Source organism: Lapidilactobacillus mulanensis, assembly GCF_003946215.1.
Classification (GTDB): Bacteria; Bacillota; Bacilli; order Lactobacillales; family Lactobacillaceae; genus Lapidilactobacillus; species Lapidilactobacillus mulanensis.
Map to the genome: position 1 here is coordinate 1 of NZ_RHOW01000053.1, position 12,355 is coordinate 12,355.

Annotated in this window: 11 protein-coding genes; 9 read left to right on the top strand and 2 right to left on the bottom strand. The window is 42.7% G+C overall.

Annotated elements, in window-relative coordinates; all coding sequences use genetic code 11:
• Positions 1–345: 345 nt before the first annotated feature.
• From purR to EKM67_RS09700, 3 genes are all read left to right on the top strand, one after another.
• Positions 346–1,194 (top strand): pur operon repressor, encoded by an 849-nt coding sequence (gene purR, locus EKM67_RS09690; protein WP_125578810.1) that lies wholly within the window; start codon positions 346–348, stop codon positions 1,192–1,194.
• Between the two features lie 130 nt (positions 1,195–1,324).
• On the top strand, positions 1,325–2,713 hold the full coding sequence (gene glmU, locus EKM67_RS09695) for a bifunctional UDP-N-acetylglucosamine diphosphorylase/glucosamine-1-phosphate N-acetyltransferase GlmU (protein WP_125578811.1): 1,389 nt from the start codon (positions 1,325–1,327) through the stop codon (positions 2,711–2,713).
• 37 nt (positions 2,714–2,750) lie between these two features.
• Positions 2,751–3,725, top strand: coding sequence for a ribose-phosphate diphosphokinase (locus EKM67_RS09700; protein WP_125578812.1), 975 nt, complete (start codon positions 2,751–2,753; stop codon positions 3,723–3,725).
• An 86-nt stretch (positions 3,726–3,811) separates the two neighbouring features.
• Here EKM67_RS09700 and mscL read toward each other — a convergent pair whose 3' ends face one another.
• Together mscL and EKM67_RS09710 are read right to left on the bottom strand one after the other, a co-directional pair.
• Entirely contained in the window at positions 3,812–4,222 is a 411-nt protein-coding gene (gene mscL / locus EKM67_RS09705) for a large conductance mechanosensitive channel protein MscL (RefSeq protein ID WP_125578813.1), read from the bottom strand.
• Between the two features lie 25 nt (positions 4,223–4,247).
• Complete coding sequence (locus EKM67_RS09710; protein WP_125578814.1) at positions 4,248–5,600, bottom strand: HD domain-containing protein; 1,353 nt, start codon at positions 5,598–5,600, stop codon at positions 4,248–4,250.
• Between the two features lie 272 nt (positions 5,601–5,872).
• Here EKM67_RS09710 and EKM67_RS09715 point away from each other — a divergent pair, with 272 nt between their 5' ends.
• From EKM67_RS09715 to EKM67_RS09740, 6 genes are all read left to right on the top strand, one after another.
• Entirely contained in the window at positions 5,873–6,277 is a 405-nt protein-coding gene (locus EKM67_RS09715; RefSeq protein ID WP_164506638.1) for a DUF1934 domain-containing protein, read from the top strand.
• A 42-nt stretch (positions 6,278–6,319) separates the two neighbouring features.
• On the top strand, positions 6,320–6,997 hold the full coding sequence (gene rpoE / locus EKM67_RS09720; protein WP_125578816.1) for a DNA-directed RNA polymerase subunit delta: 678 nt from the start codon (positions 6,320–6,322) through the stop codon (positions 6,995–6,997).
• Positions 6,998–7,338: 341 nt separating this feature from the next.
• Entirely contained in the window at positions 7,339–8,967 is a 1,629-nt protein-coding gene (locus tag EKM67_RS09725) for a CTP synthase (RefSeq protein WP_125578817.1), read from the top strand.
• 303 nt (positions 8,968–9,270) lie between these two features.
• Positions 9,271–10,593 (top strand): UDP-N-acetylglucosamine 1-carboxyvinyltransferase, encoded by a 1,323-nt coding sequence (locus EKM67_RS09730; RefSeq protein WP_125578818.1) that lies wholly within the window; start codon positions 9,271–9,273, stop codon positions 10,591–10,593.
• Between the two features lie 103 nt (positions 10,594–10,696).
• Positions 10,697–10,957: a type B 50S ribosomal protein L31 gene (locus EKM67_RS09735; RefSeq protein WP_125578819.1), complete on the top strand. Its 261-nt coding sequence runs from the start codon at positions 10,697–10,699 to the stop codon at positions 10,955–10,957.
• A gap of 90 nt (positions 10,958–11,047) precedes the next feature.
• On the top strand, positions 11,048–12,280 hold the full coding sequence (locus EKM67_RS09740) for a multidrug efflux MFS transporter (RefSeq protein WP_318531166.1): 1,233 nt from the start codon (positions 11,048–11,050) through the stop codon (positions 12,278–12,280).
• Positions 12,281–12,355: the final 75 nt, after the last annotated feature.

The following is a 12,355-nucleotide window of genomic DNA, read 5'->3' on the forward strand; positions in this document are numbered from 1 at the left end:
ACTGAGAAAAATCTCGAAATCGAGGTGGAAGACTTTCCCCAGAACTTAGGGGAAAGCCTGGAACCGTTCCCACAGTCCGCCGTCACTTGCCCCACACAGCCGCGACCGAAGGTAGACAAAGATGTTATCGCATTTTTACACATACACCATACATAGCCCATTATAAATAAACTGAAAAACATCATTTTCCAATTATTTTTGTGGTATGATAAAAAGACGAACAATGAATGTTATAATTTCGATATTTGTTACTTTTCGGCTACTAATTCAGAGCGTTATTAGGAATCGATAGCGAGTTGGTTGAGTGATTATCACTCACGACTGGAGTATAAGGAGATATTTGTGATGAAGGTTAAACGTAGTGATCGTCTAATTGATATGACGAACTTTCTGTTGGATCATCCGCGTCAATTAGTTTCACTGCCATTTTTTGTGAAACGATATAGTTCTGCCAAATCATCGATCAGCGAAGATTTGGGAATAATCAAGCGTGCTTTTAAAGCTCGTGGACTAGGCAATGTGCAAACATTACCTGGTGCTGCCGGTGGCGTGGAATATTTTCCTGGTGTTAGCGTGCCAGTTGCGACTGAATTTTTAGAGTTAATGGCGGGAAAACTGGCCGACAAAGAACGCTTATTGCCGGGCGGCTATCTTTATTTGTCTGACTTGCTCGGTAATCCGAATTATTTAAAGGTGATCGGGCGTTTGATTGCGGCACAATATTCAGGGCAAAAGGTCGATGCCGTCATGACCGTGGCCACAAAAGGGATCCCGATTGCTCAAAGTGTTGCGGGTTATTTAGGCGTGCCATTTGTGATTGCACGCCGCGATGCGAAAATTACCGAAGGCGCGACTGTCAGCGTGAATTATGTTTCGGCTTCTTCTGACCGTATTCAAAAAATGGAGTTGTCTAAACGAAGTCTGTCTGAAGGTGCTCATGTGGTTATCGTCGATGATTTCATGAAGGGCGGCGGCACGATTCGCGGCATGCACGATCTACTTAAAGAATTTCAAGCACACTTGGTCGGCATCACCGTTTTTGCAGAAACATCCTTTAAGGGGCAACGTTTGATTCAAGACTACACGTCCTTGCTCAAAATTGTTGAAATCAACACGCAAACGGATCAAATTGAGGTGCAGTTAGGCAATTATTTAGATAAACTGGTGGCAGTTCAGACTTCGAAGCAGGAATAGGGCCTGATCGGCTATTTTTGTCATCCGCATCCTGTGTTTTTTTGGTTGAGATGTTGAGAAAATTGCCTCGTTAAGCTATCATAAAAATAGAACTATTTTTCAGCTTTATCTGGATGAAGGGAAGCTCATTATGTCAAGTCGTTATGCTGTAATCCTGGCTGCAGGTCAGGGTACACGGATGAAATCAAAACTTTATAAAGTGTTGCATCAAGTTTGCGGACGCGCGATGGTCGATCATGTGTTGACTCAAGTCGAAGCAGCTGGTCTAGATCAAATCGTGACGATCGTGGGTCATGGTGCCGAAGCGGTTGAAGATCTTTTAGGTGATCGTAGTGAATATGCGTTTCAAGAAGAACAATTAGGAACCGGGCACGCCGTTTTACAGACTGAAAAAATTATTGGTGATAAAGAAGGCATGACGTTGGTTGTCAGTGGGGATACCCCCTTATTGACGGCGAAAACGTTTGAAAAATTATTTGCCTATCATCAGGCTAAGGGTGCCAAGGCGACTGTTTTGACGGCTAAAGCAGATGATCCAACTGGCTATGGCCGTATCATTCGTAATGATATCGGGATCGTCGAAAAGATCGTCGAACAAAAAGATGCGACTAAAGAAGAAGCCGCCGTTAAAGAAATGAATACAGGTGTCTACTGTTTCGATAATGCGACTCTGTTCAACGCACTTCATCAGGTGACTAATCATAATGCGCAGGGTGAATATTATTTAACGGATGTTATGGAAATCGTCAAGGCAGCCGGCGGTATTATTGCAGCCTATCAAATGCCTAATTTTTCAGAATCACTCGGTGTCAATGATCGCGTCGCACTTGCCAAGGCTACGCAGATCATGCAAGAACGCATTAACACGCAACATATGCGCGATGGGGTGACTTTGATCGATCCAGCAACAACTCACATCGATATCGATGTTAAAATCGCCCCCGATACAATTGTTGAAGGCGAAGTTAATTTGAAGGGTCACACGGAAATCGGCAGTGATTGTTATATTGGTTCGCTTTCTGAACTAGTCGATGCTAAACTTCACGATCACGTTCATGTAACGAGTTCGACAGTTGAAGAGGCTGAAATGATGTCACATTCTGATATCGGTCCCAACAGTCACCTCCGTCCTAAAGCGGTGATCGGCGAAGAGGCGCATATTGGCAATTTTTGTGAGATCAAGAATGCCACAATTGGTGCAAGAACTAAAGTTGGTCATTTAACTTATGTTGGTGATGCTACGCTGGGCACAGATATTAATGTCGGTTGCGGGGTCGTCTTCGTTAATTATGACGGCGTTCAGAAATTTCATACCAATGTTGGTGACCACAGTTTTATCGGCAGTAATAGTAATTTAATTGCGCCGTTAGACTTGGCACAACACAGTTTTGTCGCCGCCGGTTCGACGATCACCGATGATATTCCCGAACACGCGATGGCAATTGCCCGCGCGCGTCAGGTGAATAAAAATGATTATTGGCAAAAATTACCGCTTGCTCACGACCAGAATTGGTTATAGAATTTAATCTAATGGGTCTAACATTTGGGAGGAAACGATGACAAATAATTACGCAGATTCAAAGCTCAGAATTTTTGCACTGAATTCTAACAAACCGCTTGCGGAGAAAGTTGCAGCAACTGTTGGTGTTCCGCTTGGCAAGTCTTCGGTCACACGTTTCTCAGATGGCGAAATTCAAATCAATATCGATGAAAGTATTCGTGGTTGTGACGTTTATCTCGTCCAATCGACTTCTGCACCCGTGAATGATAACTTGATGGAGTTATTGATCATGATCGATGCCTTACGTCGTGCTTCTGCTCAAACAATCAACGCTGTGATTCCTTATTACGGTTATGCACGCCAAGATCGCAAGACGCGCGCACGCGAACCGATCACGGCCAGATTAGTGGCAGATATGTTGCAACGTGCCGGCGCAGATCGAATTGTTGCGCTCGATCTTCATGCTGCACAAATTCAAGGCTTCTTCGATATTCCAGTTGATCACTTGGTCGGGTCACCACTTTTGGCTGACTATTTCTTAGAAAATCATTTGGAAGAAGGGGCAGTTGTTGTCTCTCCTGATCATGGTGGCGTGGGTCGTGCTCGCCGGCTGGCTGATTTCTTAAAAACGCCGATCGCGATTATTGACAAGCGTCGTCCCAGAGCTAACGTGGCTGAAGTGATGAATATTATCGGCAACGTCAAGGGCAAGCGGGCAATTATTATTGACGATATGATCGATACCGCGGGAACAATTACCCTGGCAGCACAAGCATTGGTTGATGCCGGTGCCACCGAAGTATATGCTTGTTTTACGCATCCAGTCCTGTCTGGTCCTGCGATTCAGCGCATTACTGATTCTGCAATCAAACGTTTGGTCGTCACTGATTCAATCAATCTACCAAAAGAAAGGGTCATCGATAAAATGATCCAGGTTTCGGTTGGTCCGTTGATCGGTGATGCCATCAAACGCATCCACGAAAATGAAGCAGTCAGTCCCTTATTTGTTAATCGCTTCATCCAACACTAAATAAAGGTAAACAAAAAGCATGATTTTCAAGGTTTGTTTGATCAAACTTTGAAAATCATGCTTTTTTTATGGTTAACGTTCTTGAATTATTCTTGTTTATTGATTGGATCAGAATCGTGATGACTTTGGTTTGCGAGTAAGTCGCGGATTTCTTTCAAATATTGTTCCTCGGCAGGAATCGGGGTTTCTGAAGCTTCCTCCGTTTGATTCAAGTCACGCATATGATTAAATATTTTCACGATCATGAAGATGACAAACATCATGATCAAGAATTGAATCACATCATCCAAGAATGTACCAACGGTGAATGTTGCCGCACCAACTTTGAATGTAATCGAAGACAGATTAATCGAATTCGCGAACAACCCGATCAACGGACTTAATAAGTTTTTGGTGAGGGAGGCAACTAACGTGTTGAATGCGCCACCGATCAAAACACCCACGGCCATGTCGAGAACACTACCGCGAGAAATAAAAGTTTTAAATTCTTTGAGCATCTATTGCGACTCGCTTTCTTAATGATTAGTTTTTACGGGGATCGATCAAACTATCGTTGTGCAAATAACTTTGAAATTTCTGATAGAGAGGTTCAAATAATTGTAATTCGGTGGGATGGATCATTTCTCTTGGGAAGAAGAAGCGTTCATCGCCACTACTCTTGCCGGTAATAGCGGCCACAATTGGACTGACAGTTGATAATTCACGTAAGGTGCCATCTTGTTCCATTAACTCGATTTGAGTTTTCGGCTCACGTGAAGAGGGATCATAAGCATCATACGGTAAATCATAGCTATCGTTGATCGCGGTGTAATAAGTTGGATCATAACCTGCTTCTTCGATCAATCGCTGTAATTCAGGGATGAGATCGCGTGTTTCTTGCGTGAACCGGGCAGATTTAAAGGGACGACGATCTAGGAAACGGGAAGCAAGGTCACGTAAAATATCATCCGAATAATCACGCCACAAAGTGAAATAGGTGGTGAGGGTGCCATCATCGAGTTTCAAATAATCTTTAAGCGTAAAATCATTTTCTAGAAATGGCACCAGTAACGTTGGCGTTTGGCTGCCGTTCATTTGACCGTGTTCATAGAGATATTTAGCACGATGTAATAAATGATCGAGAATCACTTCCATCGAACGACTGACGGGATGGAAATAAACTTGTTGGTACATTTGGAAGCGACAGACAATATAATCTTCAACGGCATGCATACCATCGCTTTCAAACGCGATGCCATTTTTATAAGGGCGCATTACGCGCAAAATACGAGTGAGATCAAACATACCGTATTTCGTGCCGGTGTGATAAGCATCTCGCAACAGGTAATCCATACGATCAGCGTCGATTTGACTGCTGATCATTTGGACAACTTGTGGATTCGGATAAGTTTTACCGATGACACTGGCAACTTCTTCGGGAAAAGTGTCGCTAACTTCTTTAAGAACGTGGTTAACTTCGGTATCTGGCGAAGTCAGGATTGCCCGCGTGATGGCTTCATGATCGGTGTTAAAAATATGTTCAAATGTATGAGAATTTGGTCCGTGACCAATATCGTGGAGTAGTGCTGCACATAAGGCGACAATGCGTTCGTTGTCATCCCACAAACCGTCACCAGGTGTTTGCGTGGGGTAGTTACGCTGAAAATTATTGCAAATTTGGCGCGTAATTTCGTAAACGCCCAAAGAATGCGTGAAGCGTGAGTGTTCTGCACCATGAAAAGTAAATGCGGAGGCGCCGAGTTGTTTAATTCGGCGGAGCCGCTGAAATTCTGAGGTGTTGATCAAATCTAAAATAACCTGATGCGTGACGTGGATATAATTTTGAACTGGATCGCGAAGAACTTTTTCACGAGGTAAGACAACAACGTTTCGCATCTGACCACTTCCTTATTTTTCATGATCGTTTTCGATCAGTTTTTAATATAAATAAGTCATTAATGATTTACAGAAAATCAGATCAATTGGTTTTCTTGACTTTAGTATAGCGTAACTCGTGGCTTTTTGCGTTAAAAAAGGATAAAATCTATTAAAATAATACAATTTTTCTGATAAATCTGTAGCAATGATTTATACTTAATGAAAATATATTGTCAATCGAGGTGATAAGCACGCAGAATTCAAAGTCACAATTACCAGTGCGAATTCAATTGACCACCCATTTAGAACAAGACGGTCAGACTGAAGATCATGCCTTCGATGAGCCTGGTCAACTGATCAGAATGGATGAAACCACATATCTTCGTTACGAGGAGATCGATCCAGAAACGACGGCCAAAACGCCAGTCACTTTGAAAATTCAAAAAGACGGCGGGATTATTTTAACGCGCGGTCAGGGGCAGATGCGGTTACAGTTGCATTTCTATCTGGATCAAGAAACTGACGCGGTTTATTCGACGCCGTATGGGCAGATCCCAATTCTAACGCGCACGACTCGCGTGAAAGTTGAGACTCAAGATCAACCAGTCGCGGGTAAAATTGATGTGGATTATCAATTATTTACGGGTCAAGAACAATTAGGAAAATACCAATTAAGATTGATTTTCCAACAATAATCGAGTATTATTAAAAATAGATTGCTGAAAGGATGTGTCCCCGTGCAACTAGAAATTTTTGCGGGTCAGAAGAAATCCGAACTATCAATGATTGAGGTTGCTCACGCCATTTTAGAAGAAAAAGGCGAAGCAATGTCTTTTGCTGATATCGTTAACCAAATTCAAACATATTTAGGTAAAAGTGACATTGAAATTCGCGCACGTTTAGGCCAATTTTATACTGATTTAAACGAAGCCGGTGGATTCATTTCTTTAGGCGAAAACGTTTGGGGATTGCGGGAGTGGTATCCATTCGATTCAGTCGATGAAGAAGTTAATCATCCTGAAGATGACGAAGAAACACCACGTAAGAAACGTCGCCATAAAGTTAATGCCTTCTTAGCTGACGTTTCCGATGATGATGATGTGATCGATTATAACGATGATGATCCTGAAGATGATGATTCATTGGCTGTCGGTGACACTGATGATGATGACGATACGTCTGATACTTCAACGGTTGCACCGTTCAAGACGCCAAGTATCAGTGAATTGGATGATTCCGATGATGAAGATGATACCGATGAGCTAGATGACGGGATCGAAGGACAATTGTCTGAATTTAACGACGATGAATTGGTCGACACGGCTAATGCAGATTTCAGTGCAGATGACGACGATGATTCTGATGATAGTGACGATTTTTCTGACGACGATAGTAGTGACGATGACGACAAGTAGTCATTGCCAAATAAGATCAAACATCTAAAGACTAACCAGGAAACCTGGTTAGTCTTTTTTTGTAGCTTGTTGGGGTGATTGCGGTGAACTAGGATCAACGGCTCATTCGGTTGGTGGCGTTAGTTCTGCGTGCGTGAAGGACCCACTTTGTTTCATCCTTCAAGAATTCAGACTTGACGTTTTCGTTATTTCTAGGTACTATATCTTTTGGGCACTTTACTTGTATTAGTAAAGTCGATCGCGTAAAAGCCTCCTATTCTCACAATCTGAATAGGAGGCTTTGTTTTGTTTTTTTGTTGAAATCCCCAAGTGCGTCAAACAATATCAAAAGGAGTGTCAAAATGACAAAGTATATCTTCGTAACTGGTGGCGTTGTTTCTTCGTTAGGCAAAGGAATCGTCGCTGCATCTTTAGGCCGTTTGCTTAAGAACCGCGGGCTCAAGGTCACCATGCAAAAGTTCGACCCTTATATCAATGTCGATCCAGGAACAATGAATCCGTATCAGCATGGTGAAGTTTTTGTGACCGATGATGGCGCTGAAACAGATTTAGACTTAGGTCATTACGAACGCTTCGTTGATAACGATTTAAACCGTTATTCTAATGTGACAACTGGTAAAGTTTATTCAGAGGTGATCCGCCGTGAGCGTCGTGGCGATTATAACGGTGCTACGGTGCAAGTTATTCCGCATATTACCGATATGATCAAAGATCGGATCATGCGTGCTGCTAATACGACAGATTCAGATGTCATCATCACCGAAGTTGGTGGGACAGTTGGTGATATTGAGTCATTGCCTTATTTGGAAGCTTTACGTCAAATGAAAGCAGAAGTCGGCGCAGAGAATGTTATTTACATTCATACGACGTTAGTGCCTTACTTGCGTGCAGCCGGCGAGATGAAAACCAAACCGACACAGCATAGTGTCAAGGAATTACGCAGCGTGGGGATTCAACCCAATATTTTAGTTGTGCGGACTGAAAAACCGATTTCTCAGGAGATGCGCAATAAAATCGCACTCTTCTGTGACGTTGATCCTGAAGCGGTCATCGAATCGCTCGATGTTGCAACACTTTATTCGATTCCATTGAATTTACAGAAACAAAACATGGATCAAATCGTCTGCGATTATTTACATTTGGACACACCCAAAGCCGATATGACAGAATGGCAACAACTCGAACAACGCGTCCAGCATTTACAACACAAGACAAAGATCACGTTGGTCGGTAAGTATGTTGAATTGCAAGATGCTTATATTTCTGTTTCGGAAGCGTTGAAGCATGCCGGTTACTTATACGATTCTGAAATTGAAATCGTTAAAGTTCAAGCTGAAGATCTGACCGAAGAGAATATCGCTGAATATATGGGCGATACCCAAGGTTTGTTGGTTCCCGGTGGTTTTGGTAATCGTGGTCTTGAAGGTAAAATTACCGCCATTAAATATGCACGTGAGCATGATATTCCTTTCTTGGGTATTTGCTTGGGTATGCAAATGGCCTGTGTTGAATTTGCGCGCAATGTTTTAGGCTATCAAGATGCTGACACGACTGAAGTTAACACAGACACGCCACACAACATTATCGATCTGATGCCAGATCAAGAAAATGTTGAAAACATTGGTGGCACATTACGCTTAGGTTTATATCCATGCAAGCTCAAGCCAGGTTCAGTTGCGGCGGCTGCATATGATAATCAAACCGTGATTCAAGAACGTCATCGTCATCGTTATGAATTCAATAATAAGTTCCGTGATGAAATGACAGCACATGGTTTTGTTTTCTCTGGCGTTTCACCAGACAATCGTTTGGTTGAAGTGATCGAATTGCCTGAGAAGAAATTCTTTGTTGCTGCACAATATCATCCAGAATTCTTGTCACGGCCAATGCGTCCAGAAGGATTATTCAAGGCGTTTATCAAGGCTGCTTCAGATTTACCAGAAGATCCATGGGGCGAGACAAGCAAATAATTTTTTGTATTGCCATAGCTGAGCATAAAATTAATCTTGCACCTCTCAATCTGTAATAATAGATTGAGAGGTGCTTTTTTTTGAATGCTGAAGCCGTGGGACCGACAATGAAAAAATGGTGGGTTTCCGATGAACAGTTTCTAGAAAAGCCTTGTTTTTTTCACGTGAATTCTATATGATTATAAATGATGACTAAATGCTGCACTTCAAACACTTTAGCATCATGATAAGATAATAATTTTATGAAAAAAGACTTTATTTCAACTATTTCTCGCAATTATAAGACGATAAGGAACCTGCCACATGAAAAAAATGATTATCCACGGCGGAAAGCAACTATCCGGTGAAGTTGTCATCGGTGGTGCTAAAAATAGTACCGTTGCACTCATTCCCGCTTCAATTCTTTCTGAGTCAAAGGTTCAACTTGATGGCGTTCCTTTGATCCAAGATGTTACAAATTTGAGAGCTATCCTTGACGATATGAATGTCCCTTCTGAAATGAATGGGACCTGTTTAGAAATCGATCCAACTGAAATTATTTCACGACCATTGCCCAATGGTAAAATTAAGAGTTTACGCGCGTCTTATTATTTTATGGGTGCCTTGTTAGGCCGCTTTGGTCAAGCAATTGTTGGCTTGCCAGGTGGGGATGATATTGGCCCGCGCCCAATTGATCAACACATTAAAGGTTTCGAAGCGTTAGGTGCAACCGTCAGTAATGAGCGGGGAGCCATGTTTATTAAAGCGCCTGATGAAGGGTTGCATGGCGCTAAGATTTATTTTGACATGGTGTCTGTTGGTGCCACGATCAATGTGATCTTGGCGGCTGTGCGTGCGACCGGTACAACGACGATCGAAAATGTGGCTAAAGAACCAGAAATCATTGATTTGGCGACTTTTTTAAACAACATGGGTGCCAAAGTTCGTGGCGCTGGAACGGACACGATCAGAATCGACGGCGTGCCTCATTTGTATGCGCGAAATTCGCACACGATCATTCCCGATCGCATCGAAGCAGGGACTTATTTAGCGATGGCTGCGGCGGTTGGTAACGGCGTAACGGTCAAAAATATCATCAGCGAACATTTAGATTCTTTTCTGGCGAAGATGGAAGAGATCGGCGTTCATTTCGATATTGTCGAAGATAGTATTTATGTCTATCCAACCGGTGATTTGAAAATGGTCACGGTTAAAACGATGCCTTATCCAGGTTTTGCGACTGACTTGCAACAACCAATCACCCCGTTACTGTTAAAGGCGCAAGGTGAGGGGATGATCGTCGATACGATTTACCCTAAGCGCGTTCGTCACGTGCCTGAATTAGTGCGGATGGGTGCTAACATCACCGTTGAGAATGATATTATTTTGTTACACCACACGGATAAGTTGCAGGGAACTGATGTGACTGCCGATGAAATTCGGGCGGGTGCTTCGTTGATGATTGCTGGTTTAATGGCAGAAGGCACGACGACGATCCATAAAGTCGAGAATATTTTGCGTGGCTATGATCGCGTGATGTGGAAGCTAGAACAATTAGGTGCCGACGTCGAGATGCTCGATGAGAATGAACAGCCGGAACTGAGCGGTGTCACGAACAGCTCTTTTGTTGAAAAAAAAGCATTGTAAATTACTGGTCACCATGGTAAAATTGTTAATTGTTAGAAACTATGAGTATTGAGTATATGGACTCTAGCATAGCAAATACGCTAGGGAAAAGGAGTTAGGAAAAATGAAAGAAGCAATTCACCCAGATTATCATAAAGTTGTATTTATGGATTCATCGACTGGTTTTAAATTTGTCGCTGGCTCAACTAAGCAATCAAAAGAAACTGTTGAATTTGAAGACGAAGAATATCCATTAGTTCGTGTGGAAATTACTTCAGATTCACATCCATTCTACACGGGCAAGCAGAAGTTTACCCAAGCAGATGGCCGTGTTGATCGCTTTAACAAGAAATATGGCTTCAAGGATACTAACACAGATAAGTAATGACTGATGTTATATTAATAGAGGTTGGAACAGGTGAATCCTGTTCTGGCCTCTATTTGTTTAAACACGCTGAGAGAACGGAGAGATGTCGTGGCAAAAACAAAAAGAATTAAAGTTAAATTGCCTGAGTGGCAACAAAACTTACATGTCTTGTGGTTTGGTAATTTCATGGCCGGGGTCGGCTTTAGCATGATCACGCCATTCATGTCGTTATATATTGATTCGCTAGGAAAATTTTCGCGGGTTCAATTAAACTTATGGAGTGGGATCACTTTTTCATCGACGTTTTTGGTGACAGCACTGATTTCACCAATGTGGGGCAGACTCGCGGATGCAAAGGGACGCAAGTTAATGTTAATGCGGGCCTCGTTGGGTATGGCTGTTGTGATCGCACTGATGGGATTAGTCACCAATGTTTATCAATTAGTAGCACTCAGATTTCTTCAAGGTGTTTTCTCAGGGTACATTAGTAACGCAAATGCCTTAATTGCCACTGAGGCGCCGATTGAGCGCAGTGGACAAGCGTTGGGTACACTGACCACTGGTAATGTTACCGGAACGCTCCTAGGCCCCTTATTGGGCGGAATAGTGGCAACGGCGTTCGGTTATCGATTTACTTTCTTCATTACCGGTTCGTTATTGTTCTTAGTCTTTTTACTCACGGTGTTTAAAGTTCATGAACATTTCACGCCGATTGCCAGAAGCGAGCAGAAACCGATCAAAGAATTATTTACGAGTCTCGAACATCCACAGATCATTATCGGCATGTTCGTGACCACGTTGATCATTCAAGCCTCTAATAATTCGATCAACCCGGTTCTAAGCTTGTATGTTCGCCAACTCATGGGACATTCCTCGGGTAGTTTAAATATTGCCAGTGGGATCATCGCCTCGATTCCCGGGATCGCCACATTGATTGCGGCGCCGCGATTCGGTGCGCTTGGTGATCGCATTGGCACCCACAAGATTCTATTCTTTGGGTTGTTATTGGGATTGCTGGTTTATTGGCCACAAGCGTTCGTGCAAAATATTTGGCAATTAGGCGCGTTACGATTCTTAGTCGGGATCGTGGATGCAGCACTATTGCCCCAAGTACAAACTTTACTGGCCAAATATGCACCACACGAAATTACCGGACGCATATTTAGTTACAATCAGTCGTTTCAGGCCACGGGTAATGTTGTCGGTCCAATGTTAGGCTCATTTGTTTCAGGGTCATTTGGTTATAGCGGCGTGTTTATTTCCTCAACCTTGTTAGTTATGATCAACTTAATTTGGGTCCGTTTTTCAACCCGCGAATTAACTGGAAAAAAAGAAAATTGATCTAGTAAGATGGCTCGGCTCCTGTCAAGAGGACAATCAAATAATTAAAGTGTTTATGCACATTCTTGAACGGCA

Excerpts from the sequence above, each read along its gene's own strand:
- purR (WP_125578810.1), top strand. The coding sequence starts at position 346 with ATGAAGGTTAAACGTAGTGATCGTCTAATTGATATGACGAACTTTCTG.
- glmU (WP_125578811.1), top strand. The coding sequence starts at position 1,325 with ATGTCAAGTCGTTATGCTGTAATCCTGGCTGCAGGTCAGGGTACACGG.
- EKM67_RS09700 (WP_125578812.1), top strand. The coding sequence starts at position 2,751 with ATGACAAATAATTACGCAGATTCAAAGCTCAGAATTTTTGCACTGAAT.
- mscL (WP_125578813.1), bottom strand. The coding sequence starts at position 4,222 with ATGCTCAAAGAATTTAAAACTTTTATTTCTCGCGGTAGTGTTCTCGAC.
- EKM67_RS09710 (WP_125578814.1), bottom strand. The coding sequence starts at position 5,600 with ATGCGAAACGTTGTTGTCTTACCTCGTGAAAAAGTTCTTCGCGATCCA.
- EKM67_RS09725 (WP_125578817.1), top strand. The coding sequence starts at position 7,339 with ATGACAAAGTATATCTTCGTAACTGGTGGCGTTGTTTCTTCGTTAGGC.
- EKM67_RS09730 (WP_125578818.1), top strand. The coding sequence starts at position 9,271 with ATGAAAAAAATGATTATCCACGGCGGAAAGCAACTATCCGGTGAAGTT.
- EKM67_RS09735 (WP_125578819.1), top strand. The coding sequence starts at position 10,697 with ATGAAAGAAGCAATTCACCCAGATTATCATAAAGTTGTATTTATGGAT.